Annotated in this window: 18 protein-coding genes and 1 pseudogene; 7 read left to right on the top strand and 12 right to left on the bottom strand. The window is 61.6% G+C overall.

Annotated features, from left to right (window positions below; translation table 11 throughout):
- Nucleotide 1 precedes the first annotated feature (1 nt).
- The 8 genes from astA to P0D84_RS12980 all read right to left on the bottom strand — a co-directional run bounded on the left by astA (nucleotide 2) and on the right by P0D84_RS12980 (nucleotide 7,515).
- Complete coding sequence (gene astA, locus P0D84_RS12945) at nucleotides 2-1,039, bottom strand: arginine N-succinyltransferase (protein WP_408336905.1); 1,038 nt, start codon at nucleotides 1,037-1,039, stop codon at nucleotides 2-4.
- Nucleotides 1,036-2,094, bottom strand: a complete 1,059-nt coding sequence (aruF, locus tag P0D84_RS12950; protein ID WP_408336907.1) for an arginine/ornithine succinyltransferase subunit alpha — start codon at nucleotides 2,092-2,094, stop codon at nucleotides 1,036-1,038. The genes astA and aruF overlap by 4 nt, the downstream gene beginning before the upstream one ends.
- 119 nt (nucleotides 2,095-2,213) lie before the next feature.
- A complete protein-coding gene (locus P0D84_RS12955; protein ID WP_408336909.1) occupies nucleotides 2,214-3,449 on the bottom strand; it encodes an aspartate aminotransferase family protein in 1,236 nt (411 codons plus the stop codon).
- A gap of 132 nt (nucleotides 3,450-3,581) precedes the next feature.
- Nucleotides 3,582-4,631 (bottom strand): GlxA family transcriptional regulator, encoded by a 1,050-nt coding sequence (locus tag P0D84_RS12960; RefSeq protein ID WP_408339818.1) that lies wholly within the window; start codon nucleotides 4,629-4,631, stop codon nucleotides 3,582-3,584.
- Between the two features lie 48 nt (nucleotides 4,632-4,679).
- Complete coding sequence (locus P0D84_RS12965) at nucleotides 4,680-5,471, bottom strand: ABC transporter ATP-binding protein (RefSeq protein ID WP_054043063.1); 792 nt, start codon at nucleotides 5,469-5,471, stop codon at nucleotides 4,680-4,682.
- 84 nt (nucleotides 5,472-5,555) lie between these two features.
- Nucleotides 5,556-6,269, bottom strand: a complete 714-nt coding sequence (locus P0D84_RS12970; RefSeq protein ID WP_408336911.1) for an ABC transporter permease — start codon at nucleotides 6,267-6,269, stop codon at nucleotides 5,556-5,558.
- 4 nt (nucleotides 6,270-6,273) lie between these two features.
- Entirely contained in the window at nucleotides 6,274-6,963 is a 690-nt protein-coding gene (locus P0D84_RS12975) for an ABC transporter permease (RefSeq protein WP_408336912.1), read from the bottom strand.
- A 99-nt stretch (nucleotides 6,964-7,062) separates the two neighbouring features.
- A complete protein-coding gene (locus tag P0D84_RS12980; RefSeq protein ID WP_408336914.1) occupies nucleotides 7,063-7,515 on the bottom strand; it encodes a hypothetical protein in 453 nt (150 codons plus the stop codon).
- 826 nt (nucleotides 7,516-8,341) lie between these two features.
- On the opposite strand from P0D84_RS12980, the gene P0D84_RS12985 reads away from it, so the two are divergent.
- From P0D84_RS12985 to P0D84_RS13000, 4 genes are all read left to right on the top strand, one after another.
- Nucleotides 8,342-8,893 (top strand): hypothetical protein, encoded by a 552-nt coding sequence (locus tag P0D84_RS12985; protein WP_408336916.1) that lies wholly within the window; start codon nucleotides 8,342-8,344, stop codon nucleotides 8,891-8,893.
- Between the two features lie 21 nt (nucleotides 8,894-8,914).
- Nucleotides 8,915-9,865, top strand: a complete 951-nt coding sequence (locus P0D84_RS12990; RefSeq protein WP_408336918.1) for a patatin-like phospholipase family protein — start codon at nucleotides 8,915-8,917, stop codon at nucleotides 9,863-9,865.
- Nucleotides 9,866-10,094: 229 nt separating this feature from the next.
- Nucleotides 10,095-10,397 (top strand): transposase, encoded by a 303-nt coding sequence (locus P0D84_RS12995; protein ID WP_408336920.1) that lies wholly within the window; start codon nucleotides 10,095-10,097, stop codon nucleotides 10,395-10,397.
- Nucleotides 10,394-11,074 carry an IS3 family transposase gene (locus P0D84_RS13000; protein WP_408336922.1) on the top strand — a complete coding sequence of 227 codons (681 nt, stop codon included), beginning with the start codon at nucleotides 10,394-10,396 and terminating at the stop codon, nucleotides 11,072-11,074. Before P0D84_RS12995 ends, P0D84_RS13000 begins: the two co-directional genes overlap by 4 nt.
- Here P0D84_RS13000 and P0D84_RS13005 read toward each other — a convergent pair.
- Nucleotides 10,998-12,368: an IS30 family transposase gene (locus P0D84_RS13005; protein ID WP_408334891.1), complete on the bottom strand. Its 1,371-nt coding sequence runs from the start codon at nucleotides 12,366-12,368 to the stop codon at nucleotides 10,998-11,000. The two genes, P0D84_RS13000 and P0D84_RS13005, sit on opposite strands and share 77 nt — an antisense overlap.
- 47 nt (nucleotides 12,369-12,415) lie before the next feature.
- On the opposite strand from P0D84_RS13005, the pseudogene P0D84_RS13010 reads away from it, so the two are divergent.
- From P0D84_RS13010 to P0D84_RS13020, 3 genes and pseudogenes are all read left to right on the top strand, one after another.
- Nucleotides 12,416-12,685 (top strand): annotated as a pseudogene (locus P0D84_RS13010) (integrase core domain-containing protein); the annotation flags it as partial.
- A gap of 1,598 nt (nucleotides 12,686-14,283) precedes the next feature.
- Entirely contained in the window at nucleotides 14,284-14,493 is a 210-nt protein-coding gene (locus P0D84_RS13015; protein ID WP_408336924.1) for a LysR family transcriptional regulator, read from the top strand.
- Nucleotides 14,490-15,194, top strand: coding sequence for a substrate-binding domain-containing protein (locus P0D84_RS13020; RefSeq protein ID WP_408336926.1), 705 nt, complete (start codon nucleotides 14,490-14,492; stop codon nucleotides 15,192-15,194). Before P0D84_RS13015 ends, P0D84_RS13020 begins: the two co-directional genes overlap by 4 nt.
- A gap of 277 nt (nucleotides 15,195-15,471) precedes the next feature.
- Here the strand turns inward: P0D84_RS13020 and P0D84_RS13025 are convergent, their stop codons facing one another.
- From P0D84_RS13025 to P0D84_RS13035, 3 genes are read right to left on the bottom strand one after another with little or no spacing between them, the layout of a single operon-like run.
- On the bottom strand, nucleotides 15,472-17,073 hold the full coding sequence (locus P0D84_RS13025; RefSeq protein WP_408336928.1) for a rhodanese-related sulfurtransferase: 1,602 nt from the start codon (nucleotides 17,071-17,073) through the stop codon (nucleotides 15,472-15,474).
- The gene (locus tag P0D84_RS13030) at nucleotides 17,070-17,678 is read right to left on the bottom strand and encodes a cysteine dioxygenase family protein (RefSeq protein ID WP_408336930.1); all 609 of its coding nucleotides are present in this window, start codon (nucleotides 17,676-17,678) and stop codon (nucleotides 17,070-17,072) included. The genes P0D84_RS13025 and P0D84_RS13030 overlap by 4 nt, the downstream gene beginning before the upstream one ends.
- A gap of 35 nt (nucleotides 17,679-17,713) precedes the next feature.
- On the bottom strand, nucleotides 17,714-17,857 hold the full coding sequence (locus P0D84_RS13035; RefSeq protein ID WP_408336932.1) for a hypothetical protein: 144 nt from the start codon (nucleotides 17,855-17,857) through the stop codon (nucleotides 17,714-17,716).
- Nucleotides 17,858-18,920: the final 1,063 nt, after the last annotated feature.

Below are 18,920 nucleotides of genomic sequence, written 5' to 3' on the forward strand. Positions count from 1 at the left end.
ATCATCCTTGTTTATGTTTCAGCGGCAGCACCCGCACCGGGTCGCCTGCCTTGACGTCGAGTGCGGCCGCCTCGGCGGCGCTCATACGGAACACGCCGTCTTGCGGCACGCCCGCGGCCGCGCCGACGCGAAAATCGCCCAGCGACGTATTCGATACCAGCGAACGCGGCGCATCCTGCGGCGCGCCCGCCGGCACGTCGGCGATTTCGACCGGCACCACCACGCTCTCGCGCACCGTGCGCAAGTCGGCGATATGGCATTCGAGCACCGGGCCTGCGTCGAAAATATCGACATGATTCTCATAGCGCAGCCCCTCCGATTCGAGCATGCGGCGCGCCGGAATCGTGTCGCTATGCGTGAGGCCGACGCATTCCTGCGCTTCTTCCGGCAGCAGTTCGACATACACCGGATAACGCGGCATCAGCTCAGCGAGAAACGCCTTGCGGCCGTGCGAGCTCAGATAGTCCGCCGCGTTGAAATCGATCTGGTAGAAATGCGAGCCGACCGCACGCCAGAACGGCGAGGTGCCTTGCGCATCGAAATGGCCACGCAATTCCGCGCACAGACGCTGCGGAAAACGCTCACGGAACTGCGCAAGAAACATGAAGCGCGAACGCGACAGCAACCCGCCTACACCGCTCGTGCGGTAACGCGGGCTCAGAAACAGCGAACACACTTCGGCGTAACCCGTGAGGTCATGCGAAATATTCAGCGCGCGCATGCGTGTCCAGATGCCGAGATCCTGGCTCGCGTGCACGACCGTGCTCACGCGGTAGTTGTAGAACGGTTGCTGCAGACCGACTGCGGTTTCGATGCCGCATACGCCGGCCACGTCGCCGGTCTCCGTGTCTTCCATCACGAAGAAGTAACCCGCTTCGTGCGGTTCGGCCTTGTCTTCCATCGTGCGGCGCGCACGTTCAACCCGCGCCGCCAGTGCCTCGCGATCCGGCTTGAAGGTCGTGAGGCCGGGCCCGGTCTCTTGCGCCAGCCGCATGAGCGCGTCCACATCGCCTCGTTGCACAACGCGAACGACGATCATTGTGCGTCTCCCGTCAATGCTTCCTGATGCGGTTGATGCAGCGGCACGCAGCGTACCGCGTCGCCCTCCTGCACGCCGAGTGCGGCACGCGCCGCATGCGACAACGACGCACCGCTTGTCTCGCCGCCCGGCAATTCACCGAGCACGCAGCGGAACTCGCCATCCGCACCGTTATGCGCGATCAGATACGTCGAGCCGCCGGCAGCCGCGCTGGCCTCCCGCACCACACGCGTTTCATTGCGCGTCACGCAGGCGCTGCGATCCACCTGCGCGGTCAGCACCGGACCCGCGTCGAAAATATCGATGAAGCGATCCGTCTCGAAGCCTTCTTCAAGATGAATCTCATACGCGAGCAGCGCTTTCGAATCGGGCTCGCCGAGCACGCGCTGCGCCGCTTCCGGCAGCAACGGCACGTAGATCGGATAGGTCGGCATCACTTCGGCGATGAAGGTGCGGCTGCGACCACCCGATTCGATTTCGATGTCGGCGAAATCGCGGCCGAAGAATTTGCGGCCCACCGCTTCCCAGAACGGCGACACGCCTGAGTCGTCCGTGACGCCGAGCAGCAGCGAAAACACTTCAGACGTGAAACGCTTGCGATTCGCGGCGATGTACATCATCCGCGCCCGCGACATCAGATGCGCGGCCGCATCGCCGCGCAGCGACGGATCGATGTAGTAACCCGCCAGGCGGCTCTTGCCAGTCAATTCATGCGACATGGTCAGCGCGTGAATCTTGCGGTTCACGTGCAACTCGCGCGACGCATGAATCAGTGCGTCGTTGCGAAACGCGTAGAACGGGTCCGCATAACCGGCTGCGGCGACGATGCTCGCCGTGCCCATCAACTTGCCGCTCGGTGCATCCTCGAGCACGAACAGATAGAACTCTTCGCCCGGAAAATCGACGTCCGCGCGAAACGAGTCTTCCGATAACGCGACGCGCGCTTCGAGCGCGCGCCGGTCGTGCGGCAGCGAATGCAGCACCGGTTGCGCGGTGCGCGCCATATGTTCGAGCGCATCGAGATCCGCGAGGCGGCTTGGACGTACGAAGAGCATCATCGTTCCTGTTGAATGTGACGCATGATCAATGCAATGACTCCGTGCTTCAGCTCAGTGTGGTGGCTCAGTACTGTCGATCAATGCGGTCGATCAGTGCGGTCGATCGGTGCCGTCGATCAGTGCGGCGCCGTTTCGGCTTTCGCGCCGACGATCTCTTCGATCGCCTTAGCCAGACGCGCGAAGCCTTCGTTCATATCGTCGAGCGGCATGATCAGCGACGGCACGAAACGCAGCACGTCCGGGCCCGCCATCAGCATGATCACGCCATGCTGACCCGCGGCCGTGACGAAATCTTTTGCGCGGCCCTTGAACGCATCGGTCAATTCAGCGCCGATCAACAGGCCCTTGCCGCGCACTTCCTTGAATAAGCCAAAGCGTTCGTTCAGTTTCGCGAGATGGCCCTTCAATGCCTCGCTGCGGCTACGCACGCCTTCAAGCACCTTCGGGTCGCTGATCAGCTCGACCACCTTCTCCGCGATCGCCGCGCCCAGCGGATTGCCGCCGTAAGTCGTGCCATGCACGCCGACCTTGAAGTGGGCGGCCAGTTCGTTGGTGGTCAGCATCGCGCCGATCGGGAAACCGTTGCCGAGCGCCTTCGCGGTGGTCAGGATATCCGGCGTCACGCCGGTGTCCTCGTACGCGTAGAAGTAACCGCTGCGGCCCACACCCGTCTGTACCTCGTCAAAAATCAGCAACGCGCCGTGCTGATCGCAGGCTTCGCGCAAGGCCTTCAGGAATGCAGGATCGGCCGGGATCACGCCGCCTTCGCCCTGGATCGGCTCGACGATCACCGCGCACGTCTTCGCGCCGATCGCTTTCTTTGCCGCTTCGATATCGTTGTACGGCAAATGGATGATGCCGGCCGGCACCGGACCAAAGCCTTCCGAATACTTCGGCTGGCCACCCACGCTCACGGTGAAGAACGTGCGGCCATGGAACGACTGCATGAACGAGATGATTTCGACTTTGTCCGCGCCATGACGCTCGAACGCGACGCGGCGCGCCAGCTTCAGCGCGGCTTCGTTCGCTTCCGCGCCCGAGTTGGCGAAGAACGCGCGGTCGGCGAAGGTCAGGTCTTCGAGACGCATCGCGAGACGCAGCACCGGCTCATTGGTGTAACCGTTACCGATGTGCCACAGCTTGCCACCCTGTTCGTGCAGTACCTTCAGCAGTTCAGGATGCGCATGACCGAGCGCGGTCACCGCGATACCGCCGGCGAAGTCAATGTAGTCGCGGCCTTGCGTATCCCAGACGCGTGAGCCGAGACCGCGATCCGGCACGAAGGCGGCGGGCGAAAACACCGGCACCATGACTTCGTCGAAGGTCTGGCGTGTCACAGTCAGGTCGTTCATGGCAAATCCTCGTTACGGTTGAGAGGTAATACACGTAGTGTAGGAAACCGCGAGCAATACGTCTTGCGCATACGCGACGCTTTCTATGAGCTTCCGGGCGGATCGGTCGCGAGTGGGTCGCGAGTGAGTCGTTTAATCCGCCTCGTCAGGCCGTTCGATCAACGCGGCAGGCCGCGGCTCACTGGCCGCGGCGCCCGTCGCGCCGGTCTGCTTGTCGATCCAGTTACGACGATCCTCGCGCGGTGTGACACCAAAGCGTTCGCGGTACGCATTCGAAAAGTGCGCCGCCGACGAAAACCCGCAAGCAAGACTGATCTGCACCACCGATTTGCTGGTGCGCTGCAATTGCGTGCGCGCTTTCGAAAGCCGCAGGCCAAGATAGTATTTGGACGGCATCGAGCCGAGATACTGGCGGAACAGGCGCTCCAACTGACGCCGCGAGACGCCGACCAGACCCGCGATTTCATCGGTGGTCAGCGGGTCTTCGATATTCGCTTCCATCAGCATCAACGCATCGTTCAGACGCGGATGGCGCTCGCCCGGCGCGGTCACGAACGGAATGCGCTGCCGCTCCTCGCCCGCGCGCAACACGCCGACGCCCAGCGTGTCAGCGATCCGGTCCGCGAGTTCAGGCCCGTGATCGCGGCCGATCATTGCGAGCATGAAGTCGACGGTGGCCTGACCGCCCGCGCAAGTTGCGCGATCACGGTCGATTTCGAAAATCTGTTGGGTGACGATCGAGCGCTCGAACTGCTCGGAGAACTGCTGATAGGTTTCCCAGTTGACACTCACACGATAACCGGACAACTGCCCCGCCATCGCCAGCCACCAGACGCCGTGATGAATGCCGGTGACGAGCGGCGTGCGTTGCCCGACGCGCGACAGACTGGCAAGAAACAGCCGGTAATCGGCGAATTGCTGGAACCGCTCGCTGACGATGATCAGCCAGTCGCACGAGACCGCATCGCCGAAGGCGGCATCGGCCGGCCATTGCGCGCTGCCCGACAAGGGCACCGGGCGGCCGTCCCATGAACACACCTGCACGCGGTACAGCGCCCGGCCGTCGATTTCGTTGGCGAGATTGAGCGCGTCGACGATCGGCCCGACGCCCGACATCGACACCGGCGGCAAGGCGACGATCGCGACCTGCGTGGTGCGAGCCGGGTTGGACGGGCGAGCCATCATCTATTGATAAACCGCGAATGGAACGTGAAAAGCGCGAGCCGCGCGTTACTTCAGACTGCCGGACAGGAACTGCTTGAGCCGTTCGCTACGCGGCGTGGTCAGCACCTCGGCGGGCAAGCCCTCTTCTTCGGTACGGCCCTGGTGCAGGAACATCACGTGATTCGACACGTTGCGCGCGAAACCCATTTCGTGCGTGACGACGATCATCGTGCGGCCTTCTTCGGCGAGCTTCTGCATCACCTTCAGCACTTCGCCGACCAGTTCGGGGTCGAGCGCCGAGGTGGGTTCGTCGAACAGCATCACGTCAGGGTTCATCGCCAGCGCACGCGCAATGGCCACGCGCTGCTGCTGGCCGCCCGACAGATGCGACGGATACTGCTTTTCCAGACGCGGCGCGAGACCCACCTTCTCGAGATATTCACGCGCGCGCTCTTCGGCTTCGCGGCGCGACATGCCGAGCACATGAATCGGTGCTTCGACGATGTTCTCGATCACGTTCATGTGCGCCCACAAGTTGAAGTGCTGGAACACCATCGCGAGTTTCGTGCGGATGCGTTGCAGCTGCTTGTGATCGGCCACTTCCAGATTGCCGGCGCGGTCGGCTTTGGTTTTCACCATTTCTCCGTCGACGACGATCTGCCCTGCGTTTGGCCGTTCAAGAAAATTGATGCAGCGCAGAAAGGTGCTCTTGCCCGACCCGCTCGCGCCGATGATGCTGATCACGTCACCCTTATTCGCGTTCAGCGACACACCCTTGAGCACTTCGTTGTCGCCGTAGCGCTTGTGGATGTCCTGAACGGCGAGCTTGCAAGCTTCGGTTTGAGTGGTGTGGAGCAAGATGCTCTCCCTTTGAAAATACGGATCAAATCAGACTACGTGACGGCGCGCGCCAGCCGCGCCGCTGCGTCGAAACACGCCTCGTCAGTGCGTGCGCACCGCCAGGTAGCCCAGCCAATGACGCTCGGCACGGCGGAACAAGGCTACCAGTGCGAACGACACCACCAGGTAAATCAGCGCCGCGAGTCCGAACGAATCGAACGACCGATACGTGGCCGAATTCGCATCGCGCGCCACTTTCAGGATGTCCGGCACCGTGGCCGTAAACGCGACCGTGGTGGCGTGGAGCATCAGGATGACTTCGTTACTGTACAACGGCAGCGCCCGGCGCAGCGCGGACGGTATCACAATGCGGCGATACATCGTGAACCAGCTCATGCCGTAAGCACGGGCCGCTTCCACTTCGCCGTGCGAAGTGGAACGGATCGCGCCGGCGAAGATCTCGGTGGTGTACGCGCAAGTGTTCAGTGCGAAGGCGAGGATCGCGCAGTGAAAACCGCTGCGGAAAAACGCATCCAGCAATTGATGCGAGCGCACGAATTCGAGGCTGTACATGCCGGTGTAGATCAGCAACAGTTGCACGTACAACGGTGTGCCGCGAAACACGTATGTGTAAAGACGCACGGGTGTCGACAGCCAGCGCTTCTTCGACACACGCGCCACCGCGAGTGGAATTGCCGCGCAAAAGCCGATCCCGACCGATGCCACCAGCAACCACAGCGTGACCGCCAGGCCGGACATGCGCTGACCGTCCCAGTATAGGAACGCACGCCAGAATTGATTGAGAATGTCGATCATGGTCTTAGAGCTCCGCGTGCCGCACGCCGATTGAATAGCGCTTTTCCAGCCAGATCAGCACGAGATTCGACGCGGTGGTGATCGCCAGATAGATCAAGGCGGCGACCAGAATGAAGAAGAACATGTTGAAGGTGCTCTTGCCGGCGTCCTGGGCGGCTTTGACGACATCGGCGAGGCCGATGATCGACACCAGCGCCGTGGCCTTGACCAGCACCTGCCAGTTGTTGCCGATGCCGGGCAGCGCGAAGCGCATCATCTGCGGAAACAGGATGCGCGTGAATACGCGTGCGCCGCTCATGCCGTACGCACTGCCGGCTTCGAGCTGACCGCGCGGCACCGCGAGAAACGCGCCGCGGAAGGTTTCGGTGAAATACGCGCCGTAGATGAAGCCGAGCGTCAGCACCCCGGCCACGAAGGGATCGATATCGAACTGCGGCAGGTTCAGGGCGTCGGTGAGATTGTTGACGGCGATCTGGATGCTGTAGAAGAGCAGCAACATCAGCACGAGGTCGGGCACCGAGCGGATCAGTGTCGTATAGCCGGTGGCGATTGCCCGCAGGGGGCGGTTGAAGAAGAGTTTCGCCGCTGCGCCCGCGAGGCCGAGCAGCACGGCGGCTGCCAGCGACAGGACGGACAGCTCGATCGTCTGGATCGTGCCGGCCAGCAACACCGGACCAAAGCCGTAAAGGAACACGCGTGTCTCCATCCAGGTTTATTGACAATGTCATGGATGGGGTCGGGGTGGGCGTGTTCCCGACTCATCCGGCATGGCGCGGAGTCTCGCAAGCGGAAATTAATTTCTCAAAGAGGCCTTCTGGATGTGCTGCGGTGCAGCAAGGGGCCGCTTGGCGCGGTTGGGGGCTTGGTGGGGCTTGGTTTTGTGGGGGATGTCGGTTTGTAAGGCGAGGCGCGCGCTGCGAGCGTTGGAGCGATTTAGCTGGTTTTGGGTCGCTTTTTCGATAGGTGCTAGGGCCTGCGGCAGTGGCGGTTTTTTTTGCCTCCGGCAGTGAGGGTTGATTGGGTTGGTTGCCCGCTCGGCCCTTATCGTCTGTTTGCATGCAGTGTTGGACTTTCCTCTTGAATTGGCTTTTTTGGCCTTTCCTTGATCTGGCTTTTTTGGCCTTTCCTTGATCTGGCTTTTTGGCCTTTCCTTGATCTGGCTTTTTGGCCTTTCCTTGATCTGGCTTTTTGGCCTTTCCTTGAATTGATATTGGTCTATTAGCGTCGCCCCTGTGCGGGGCGGCACTTACTTTCTTTGCCGCCGCAAAGAAAGATAAGCAAAGAAAGCGGCTCACACCGCCAGCTCATAAGCGGGGCCCCCGCACAGCTACGGTAGTGGTGCATCTGGAATCTGTGTCCTCGCACATTCGGCGTGTGTGACACAGCCGTCATACTTCCGGCGGCGCTGCGCGCGCCGAAAAGCACTTCACAAAACCAACTACTACGTCTCAGTCTCGCGTTCCACACAGTACCGTCGCTCGCCATTGGGTCGCCCGAGACTCAGCAACAGCATTCGCCAATCGCTCACTGCTCACCCATCCACCAACCCAACGACCCACCGCTCACCGACGCATCGAGCCACCAGCCCACCACTCACCGCTCACCGACGCACCGACCCACCAGCCCACCGTTCACCGACGCATCGAGCCACCAGCCCACCGCTCACCGCTCACCGACGCACCGACCCACCAGCCCACCGTTCACCGCTCACCGACGCACCGACCCACCGACCCACCAGCCCACCGTTCACCGCTCACCGACGCACCGACCCACCGACCCACCAGCCCACCGTTCACCGCTCACCGACGCACCGACCCACCGACCCACCAGCCCACCGTTCACCGACGCATCGAGCCACCGAGCCACCGAGCCACCGCTTACCGACTCACCGCCCCACCCCCACCATCGCGTTGCCGGGCTCGCTCGCGGTTTTTTCCGTGCGCGGTTATCCTGTAGCACGTCCGAAGGACGTCCCCTTGGGGCCGCCCTGAAGCAAGTGCCCTTGGAGACAGACACCCCACACAACGGGATGCCGGCGAACTGCCGCTTCGCATCCGTACAGGAAACTCGCTGTGAGCCTCAAATTGCTTACCGTCGCGACGCTGGCCGCGTGCGTTGCACTGAGCGGTTGCGACGACCAACAGAGCGACCGCGCCGTGCAAAAACTCAAGGAATTCTTTAACGCCGTCAAGCCGGACGCGTTATTGCTCAAGAACATGACGCCGGGCGTCACGACCGAGGCGCAGATCCGCGACCAGATGGGCAAGCCGGAAACCGAGCGCACGTTTACCGACGGGTCGAAGCGCTTCGAATATCCGCGCGGCCCGCAAGGGCTGAACACGTATATGGTCGACATCGACCGTGACGGTAAATTGCAAGCCATCACTCAGGTGCTGACAGCCGCCAACTTCGGGAAGATTCGCATTGGCATGACCGAAGACGAAGTGCGCCGCCTGCTCGGCAAGCCAGGCCAGATCGCCGTGTTTCCGCTGAAGCCGGAAACCGTGTGGAGCTGGAAGTGGCGTGAGGGCGGCGTGACCGAAGAAGGTATATTCAACGTGCACTTTGACCAATATCATAAGGTGTACACGACATCGCGCTCGGATGTGATACGCGGGCGATAGCCGATAAAAGGCGGGGAAGAAATGATACGTCGACGTCGATACAGCCGGATCGGGCTGGTGTTGGGGGGCGGTGCCGCACGCGGTTGGGCGCATATCGGCGCGATTCGCGCGTTGCATGATGCGGGCATCAAGCCGGATGTGGTGTGCGGCACGTCGATCGGCGCACTGGTCGGCGCCGTGTATGCGAACGGCGATCTCGACTGGCTCGAAGAATGGGTTTCGCGGCTCACCTGGCAAACCGTGGTGCGGCTGCTCGATCTGCGTTTTTCGGGCGGTTTGCTCGGCGGGCGCAAGGTGATCCAGATATTCGCGGACAAATTCGACGGCCGCTCGATCGCGCAGCTGAACATGCCGTTCGCGGCGGTGGCAACCGAACTCGATTCGGGCCGCGAGAGCTGGTTGCAGGACGGCAGCGTGGTCGACGCGGTGCGCGCCTCGATTGCGATTCCGGGGATTTTCACGCCGGTTTGGCACAACGGCGTGTGGCTGGTGGACGGCGGCCTGAGCAATCCGGTGCCGGTCTCGGTGGCGCGGGGTATGCGGGCGGACTGCGTGATTGCTGTCGATCTGAACAACGATATTTTGAATGGCCGCGATTTCGGCGGCGCGGTGGTCGATACGCCGGCGCTGGATCCGGATGCGCCGCCGGTCGCGCTGCGCCGCAACGGCAAGCCCTGGCCACGCTGGCTAGCGCCTGCCGAAGTGCGTGCTACCGATGATGTGCGTGTGCCGCCGGCGCCGAGTGCGCGAGTGCCGTCGATGCTCAGTTCGATCGCGCAGAGCATCGACATCATGCAGGTGCGGATTACGCGGAGCCGGTTGGCTGGCGAGCCGGCGGACATTCTGATTCAGCCGCGGCTGGGCGGAATGGGGATTTTTGATTTTCACCGCGCGGGGCCGGCTATGGAGGAGGGGCGCGCGGCGGTTGAGTATATGTTGCCTGCGATTCGGGCTAGATTAGGGATTGAGTAGGTTCCTTTTTTTTTGCCTTCGCGGCGCTTGTTGGTTGTCTGCCTGTGGCGTTGGTCTTTGTTTGATTTGTTTGCCTGCGCGGCGCTTGTTTGTCTGTGCTTTTGTGGTGTTGGCCTTTCCTTGAATTGATATTGGTCTATTAGCGTCGCCCCTGTGCGGGGCGGCACCTGTAGTGGTTCAATGATCCTGGACACCTCTAAAGGGGATAATTCTCCAACTGAGGTGAGAAATGAGCAGACGGAACATTCCCGACGAATTGAAGGCAGAAGCGGTCCAGCTGGTGGTCAGCAGGGGCTATTCCTATGCGCAGGCGTGTGAGGCGCTGGGCGTGGGCGACACGGCGTTGCGCCGCTGGGTGACGCTGTGGCGCGCTGAGCAGGTCAGAGCGCCGCGTACACAACTGGAGATAGAGGCCGATGCGCGCCGCATCCGCGAACTCGAAGCCCGGGTCGCCGATCTGGAACGGGAGCGCGACATACTAAAAAAGTCCACGGCCTTCTTCGTCAAGGAAATGGATCGCTTCCCGAAGTGATCCAGTCACTGAAGAAGGTCTGGCCTGTGAGGGCGATGTGCCGGGTGATGAATGTTGCGCCTAGCAGCTATTACGCGTTTGCCGGGCGCACGTCGAAGAGTGCGGCGCCTTGCCAGCAGATAGCGGCCGCACGGGAAATTCATCGCGAAACCCGCGGCAGTTATGGGAGCCGCAGGATGTCGCAGGAGTTGCGAAAACGTGGTCACGCGGTAGGTCGTTATCGTGCCGGCACGCTGATGCGGCAGGCACAACTGGTGGTCACCAGAAAGCGCACACATCGCTATCCGAAGAGCAATGAGCAGGCGCAGGTGGTGCCTAATCTGCTGGACCGTAACTTCGAGCCGCCGGCCATCAATCAGGTATGGGCAGGCGACATTACGTATGTGAGGACGCTTCAGGGTTGGTCTTATCTTGCCATCGTGATGGACCTGTATTCGCGCCGTATCGTCGGCTGGTCGTTGGGGCTGATGCCTGATACAGCGCTGGTGATCAGGGCGTTGCAGCAGGCCCTGGAGCGGCGCAGTCCGTCGCCAGGCCTGATGTTCCACTCGGATCAGGGATGCCAGCTTAGGTTCAAGGAGTCGTTGCAACACTTGTTTTTTAAGCTGTGGATAGTAACTCTTCAAGCGCTTCAGCGGGGGTCTTCCACTGAAGGGCTTTGCGCGGTCGGGCGTTGAGTGTGTTGGCGACCGCATCGAGTTCGCGTTCAGAATATCGACTGATGTCGGTGCCTTTGGGGAAGTACTGTCGCAACAGGCCGTTGGTGTTTTCGTCAGTTCCACGCTGCCACGGGCTTCGCGGATCGCAGAAGTAGATTGCCAAACCCGTGTCGATTTGTAGCTGCGCATGCTGGGCCATTTCCGCGCCCTGATCCCAAGTTAGTGACTTGCGTAAATGCTCGGGCAGCATCGCGATCTTCGCGGCAATGGCATTGCGAACAGCCTCGGCGCCGTGGCCAGCTAACGCCGGCCCGTTCTTCACCCGAGCGCCAGAATTGTGGCCCGGCATGGGCGGTAGGTGCAGCAGCATTGTGAATCGGGTCGTACGTTCAACCAAAGTGCCAATTGCAGAGCTGTTCAGGCCGATGATCAGATCTCCTTCCCAATGCCCAGGTACAGCACGGTCGGCAACCTCGGCCGGGCGCTCACTGATCAGCACCTCGGAGGTGATGAAGCTTTTTCCTCGCTGCTGCGTTCTGGCCCGTGGCACGCGCAGTGCCCGGCCGGTACGCAGACACGCAGAGAGTTCGCGTCGCAATGCACCACGGCCCTGAATGTAGAGTGCTTGATAGATGGCTTCGTGTGAGATCTGCATAGACTCATCATCGGGGAAATCAAGTCGCAACCGGCGGCTGATCTGCTCCGGACTCCAGCAAGTGCCCCAACGCCGGTCGGCCCGACGACCATGCCGTCTTCCCTTCCACGGTACGTTGGGTCCCGGTATCGGCCGGCCCTTCTCATCGGTAACCGCATTCGCCAGTCGGTCCTGCACATAAGCCCGTAATCGCTCGTTCTCGGCGAGCTTGCTGGTCTTGGGCCGCCTTGCCGCTCGCTCGGCTTTCCACTGCGCGACCGTCGCCCGATAGGTCAGCGTACCGCCACGGGTCGCGGCATTGCGGCACAGTTCGCGTGAGATGGTCGAGGGCGAACGACCAAGCCGCCGTGCGATCTCGCAAACCCCGCAGTCCTGCGCCCGAAGCAAGGCAAGCTCCTCACGCTCCGAGAACGATAAATAGCGACCCGAGCGCGGCGCCAAATCTATCGGCGGCATGCCTCCAGCCTGGCGAAACCATCGCGGGCCCAAGGGCTGCGACACGCCGCACGCCAACGCGGCGGCATCACTCTCCATTCCCTCGGCAATGCGGTTCCAGAATGCTTGTTTCGTCTCTAACTGATTGACACCTGGCCTGCCCGGTGAAGACATCGATGCCCGCCCCGTCTGTTGCGCAGCCCAACCTCGTGGTCGTCCCATTTAACACCTCCAATCTCGAGATGTTGCAACGACCGATTGAATTCGCCCAGTACACCAGCGCGCACTTCACGAACGAACTGAAGGCAAACGGCATCGTCCAGAGTATGAGTAGAAAGGGGAACTGCTGGGATAACGCGCCGGTGGAGCGTTTCTTTAGAAGCCTGAAAGGCGAATGGATCGACGACAAAGGGTACCGTGATCACGCGCATGCCGAACGCGACATTGAGGCTTACATCGACGACTTTTATAACCACCGTCGCATCCATTCTGCAGCAGGCGGACAACCGCCGGCACGATGTGAAGCGTCACTTTTTTAGAAATGCCCCTTTCCGGGTGTCCAATTTTACTTGACCACTACAACTTACTTTCTTTGCCGCCGCAAAGAAAGATAAGCAAAGAAAGCGGCTCACACCGCCAGCTCATAAGCGGGTCCCCCGCACAGTTACGGTAGTGGTGCATCTGGAATCCGTGCCCTCGCACATTCAGCCTTGGTGACCAGGCAGTCATACTTCCCGCCTCACACTACGTGCTCGTCGGAACGGGACATCCGGAAGCCAGTGGCCTCGCTCGGCATACTTCCCGCCTCGCACTGCGTGCTCGACGGAACGGGGCATCGGGACTCGTGGTTTCGCTCGGACTCCTGTAGATCATCGGCTTTGTTTGCAAAGCCCGTCATGCTTGCGGCGGCGCTGCGCGTGCCGAAGGGCCCTTCTTTAAACGGTCCGCGGCGTTTTCGCGCTTACGCTTCATCTGGCACGGTGACTCGGCGAGTATCGTGTATACCGCATCTTTGCCTGTGTCTCTCTATGTCGCCACGGTGCATCGCCGAGGCGAAGCCGATGGCTCCCCATCACGCCCAAACATACCAACTGGTTTGATGATGAACCCTTCCGGCGAGCACGCAGGGCGAGGCGGGAAGTATGACTGCCTGGTCACCAAGGCTGAATGTGCGGGAGCACGGATTCCAGATGCACCACTACCGCGACTGTGCGGGGGACCCGCTTAAGAATTAGCGGTGTGAGCCGCTTTCTTTTGCCTACTTTTCTTTGCGGCAGGCAAAGAAAAGTAGGTGCCCGCCCCGCACAGGGGCGACGCTAATAGACCAATACCAATTCAAGGAAAGGCCAACGCCGTAGGCAAAACAGACAACCACGCGTGAGCAGACAAACAACACAGGAAAACGCCAACGCCGTAGGCAAGAAACCCACGACACCCCCACAAACCCCATCCCCACAAGCAAAAAGGCGACGCTGTGCAAAGCGTCGCCAGGCCGGTCGATACGGTCAAAACCGGCAACAACCGGCGGCCAGGAAGCCGCCTGAAAAACGCGGCACCGCGGACGACGCGCAGCGGTCCAATCCCAGCCGAAGCGGTGAGAGACCTTAGCCCCTAACCTTGCGCCATCGCCGGAATGGCAGACCGCTGCTTGTTTGGCCGCCCTGGTCCCTCGATAAGCCTTCCAAGTGGAGCTAATCTAAACGGATTGGCGGATTTAGACGAGAGCGCGTTTACACCGAATTGGCAGATGATTCGCAACCTGCGGCGCTGGCGCAAGCGGCTTGCACGGAGAGCAGATCGAATTCGTGCAGTCGCGCCAGATTGGCGTGCGGAAATTCTGCCTTGCGGTCATAGTGAGCCGCGCGAGCAGCGCGCCGAACGCATCGCCAACGCCCGGTGGCTGACGGCCCACACCGCGCTTTCGGCAATCGGTGCGTCCATACGGCGCTTACGTCGTGCCATCCAGATGATGTGCTATCGCACGATAAGGCTCGCCTCTGTATAAGACAAACGCATTATTCTGCCAAGCAAATATGCGGATTTTCTTGAGCGGCGAGGCATGCGCGCGCATCGATACGGGTATCATCGAGCGCACGAATCTAGCGTCTCCCGCGCCCTCATCGAGTCACCGCTCACCATGAAGATCGACGAAATCGACGCCTACGTCACCGTTATTCGCTGCCAGTCGCTGCAACAGGCGGCGCTTTCGCTCGGCCTCACGCAACCCGCCATCACGCGCCGTCTGCAGAATTTCGAAGAGGCGCTCGGCGTCGAATTGCTCGACCGCAATACGCGCCCGCTCAAGGCGACGGCAACGGGCGCGTCGTCTATGAACAATGCCGTGTGATTCAGCGCGAACTCGACGTGCTGCGCGAAATCGTCGCCACCGACACGCCGCCGGTTGGCACCTTGCGCCTCGGCGTCGCGCAGACGATTGCCGATATCGCGCTCACGGATGCGATGCGCAGTCTCAAGGCGGCCTATCCTGATCTGCAAGCACGTGCGTCGACCGGTTGGGGCAGCCAGCTGCTGCAACGCGTCGAGCAGGGCGAGCTCGACGCCGCCGCGATCCTGCTACCCAACAACAAGACCTTCGACGAGACATTGTCGGCACGCTCGCTTGGCCGCATCAAACTGGCGGTCATCGCGCAGAAAGGCATGTTGAAGAGACGCGCGCATACACTGGCGGAATGCCAGTCGATCGGGTGGGTGTTGAATCCGGATGGTTGCGGCTTTCGCGACGGCCTGCAACGCACGCTGACAGGCCAGGGGCTCGCGCTCAAGCTCAATCTGGAAACGCTCGGCACCGAATTGCAGCTGCAACTCGTCGCCGACGGTAACGGCCTGGGTCTCGTGCCCCTCCCCCTGCTAAAGGCAAGCGCTCACGCGGACGCACTCGATATCGTCTCGATCAGCGACTTCAAGCCGCTCATCGATATCTGGCTCGTGCATCCGCGCGTGCTGGGTAAATTGCAACAGCCGGTGGAGCGGTTCGGCGCGGCGATCGAGCGGCAATTCAAGGAAGCGCGTGCGCGGCGCGCAGCTTGAGCCGCACGCCGCGTTCGTTCCCGCTGGTTCGGCCACCTCACCGGTCCCGCGTGATTTCGCTCCGGCTGCTTCGACCGACTCACCGGCCTCGCCTGCTTTCGCTCCGGCTGCTTCGGCCGACTCACCGGCCTCGCCTGCTTTCGCTCCAGCTGCTTCGGCCGACTCACGGGCCTCGCCTTCTTTCGCTCCAACTGCTTCGGCCAACTCACCGGCCTTACCTGATTTCACCAGCCTTACCTGACTCACCAACCTCGCCTGCTTCGCTCAGGAAGGCCCGTCAGAGCACGCGAAAACCATGCGTGCCATCGCGCCCAAGTTGCGCAACGAGGCCATACTCCCACTGCAGATACGCATTCATCGCTTCGCGCGCGTTATCGGTTCCCTCATACGGACGACGATAACGATCAATGCGCGGCGACGCCAGACGCGTCTCGCCGCTTTCCACGGCGAGGCCCGCTTCGATCCACGCGTTCGTGCCGCCGCTTAGCACCTGCACCGGCTTACCCGTCAACGCCGCCACCTCAGGCGCGGCGAAGCGCGCCTGAACACTGCTGCCACAGGTGAGCACATAACGTTGTGCATCCGGCAGCTTGCGCAACGCCTCGTCGAGCTGTCCGCGAATCACAAACCACGCGCCGGGAATATGGCGCTTCACATAGTTCGCACTGGTCGTGAAATCCAGCACGACGGTGCCACGTGATTGCAACAGCGTAACCAGTCCTGCCGACGCGATCTCATCGACATCGGGTGGTGCTGGCGCATGGCGCGCGGCGGGCGCGGGGCCTTTTTCGCCGAAGTCCGCATTGCCCAAGCCATCGACCACATACACCTCGACATTCATCTGCGCGAGCCATGACGCGGTCATGTTCGCGCGCACGCCGTCGTTGTCGGCAAGGATCACGCGAGCGCCACGCACCGGCGCGAACATGTCGGTCTCCTGCACCAGTTGACCGCCAGGTCCGTTGCGAAAGCCGGGCACGTGCCCCGCTTCGTATTCTTCGGGCGTGCGCACGTCGAAGCGATACACGGTGCGTACCGCTTCGTCGGCCCAGCGGCGCGCTTCGTCGCGCGAGGTGCGGCCCACCCTTGCACGATCCGCCACGCCGCGCGCGGAATCGGCCGCGGCGAGGCGAAGTGCATCATCGACAAGCGGCTCGAAGCGGCGCGAGCTGCCGTGCGCGAGCGCCTGGCCTGCAAGCGTCCAGCCGATCGTGCCATTGCGCAGCGCCGCAACCGGATTCGGCACGCCCGCATTGATCAGCGACTGCGCGCCGATGATGCTGCGCGTACGCCCCGCGCAATTGACGATGATCCGTGTGGCAGGATTCGGCGCGAGCTGCCGCGCGCGCAGCACAAGCTCCGCGCCGGGCACGCTCACGCTGCCGGGAATATTCATGGTCTGGTATTCGTCAAAGCGGCGCGCATCGAGCACCACCACGTCGGCTTCATGATCGAGCAGCGACAGCACCTGCTGCGCTGCCAGCGAGGGCGTATGGCGCACGCTTTCGACCAGTTCACCGAATGCCTTGCTCGGCACGTTGACGTCCTGGAACAGCTCGCCGCCCGCCTCGCGCCAGCCTTGCAATCCGCCCTCCAGCAGCGCGATATCGGTATAACCCAACTCGCTCAGCCGGTGCGCGGCGCGCTCGGCAAGCCCTTCGCCGTTGTCGAACACGACAACCGGCACGTCGCGACGCGGCAAGCGCACCGGCGCTTCCAGTTCGAGCCGCGACAACGACAGATTTGCAGCGAACAGCGGGTGACTGCGCGCGTGCGGATCCTCCTCGCGCACGTCGACGAGCGCGATTTCCTCGCGATCTAGCAAGGTGCGGCGCACATCGTCGAATGATCGGATACGGAATTCTTTAGCGAAACTCATGAGATCGGGGACTCCTTTGAAACATTCCAGATATTCGGCAACACGTCGTTCGAGTAACCGGAGATAAAAGTTTTGCGGCCTCCGCTGCCGGGATAGACGGAACGCGTCACCGCGCCGATATTTCCACCGTACACGTGAATGCTGATCGACGTACGATCACCAAAAGCATTGCTCACGCGATGGATATCGCCGATGCGCGGCGACACGGCGTCCACCGTGCCGGCGCCGAGGCGTTTTGCCGCCCCCGCGTCCTTCAGTATTCCGTCTGACGTGATGTGATAACCCTCAGCAATTTCCGCACCACGCAACACGCCTATCAAACCCCATACGGTGTGATCGTGCACGGGCGTCGACTGCCCCGGCCCCCATACAAAACTGACGATTGAAAAGCGCTGCCGCGAATCGGCATGCAGCAGGAATTGCTGATAGCGCTCGGGATCGGGTTGCGCGAAGGCGTCGGGCAACCAGTCGTCGTGGGCGATCAGTTCACGTAGCGCGACACCGCCGGCTTCGAGCAGATGCGCTTCGGGCACCTGCTCGTCGACCAGCGACGCAATCCGTCCGACGAACGCGCGTAGCCGGTCCGGTCTCAAAGCTTGAGTCATCGAATGTTCAGAGGATGGGTGGCGGGGTAAGTCGGTCACGCACCGCGGGCGAGCGCGGTGTTGAAGATGTCGGTCCATAAGGGTGCGAGGCCGATGCGCCGAAGCACGCCGGCAACCGGCAACGTGGACACGAGTTGCCAGCGCCGGAGCGAAACCGGCGCATCGAAACGTAGAGTCATCCAGGGAGCGCTCAGGTGAGGACGTCCGGCTCGGCTTCGACCAGCCCTTCCAGGGTTTCAGACACCTTGCGGGTCTGGATCATGCCGATGAATTCGATGGACACTTTGGGTGTCTCCCGGGGTGGTTTCTTTGCCCGGCGGGGCGGTGGCTTTGGTTGCTGGATGCAGTGCTCTGTTCGAGGGGTTCAAGGTACCAGCGCTACATGCGGTTGTTAAATATTGATCGAACATATCTATATCGGGTTTGCATGTAACCGAGAGGTGTTTTTCGCTGCGCGGCGCTTGGTTGTTTTGGATGCCTGTGGCGATTGTGTTTTCCTGTTTTTGTTTGTCTGCTCGCGCTTGGTTGTCTGTCTGCCTGCGGCGTTGGCCTTTCCTTGATCTGGCTTTTTGGCCTTTCCTTGATCTGGTTTTTTGGCCTTTCCTTGAATTGGTATTGGTCTATTAGCGTCGCCCCTGTGCGGGGCGGGCACCTACTTTTCTTTGCCTGCCGCAAAGAAAAGTAGGCAAAAGAAAGCGGCTCACACCGCCAGCGCATAAGCGGGTCCCCCGCACAGTCGCGTTAGTGGTGCATCTGGAATCTGGCTTCTCGCACATTCAGCGTGTGTGACAAAGCCGTCATTCTTCCGGCGGCGCTCCGCGCGCCGAAGGGCACTTCTTAAACCGCCCGCCGCGTTTTTGCGCTCACGGGTCGTTTGACGCCATGGCGCGGCGTGTATTGCGTCTTCGCCTCCGCTTCTCGCCGCCGTCGCCAGTGTGTCTCGCCGAGGCAAAGCCGATGCTTCCCACCTGCTCCCAAACGAAGCCGCCGGTTTGCACGATGAACCCTTCCGGCGAGCACACAGTGCGAGGCGGGAAGTATGCCGAGCGAGGCCACTGGCTTCCGGATGGCCCGTTCCGACGAGCACGTAGTGTGAGGCGGGAAGTATGACTGCCTTGTCACTCGCGTCGAATGTGCGGGAGCACAGATTCCAGATGCACCACTACCGCGACTGTGCGGGGGACCCGCTTAAGAATTAGCGGTGTGAGCCGCTTTCTTTTGCCTACTTTTCTTTGCGGCAGG

Source organism: Paraburkholderia sp. RL17-337-BIB-A, assembly GCF_046025895.1.
Lineage (GTDB): Bacteria > Pseudomonadota > Gammaproteobacteria > Burkholderiales > Burkholderiaceae > Paraburkholderia > Paraburkholderia fungorum_C.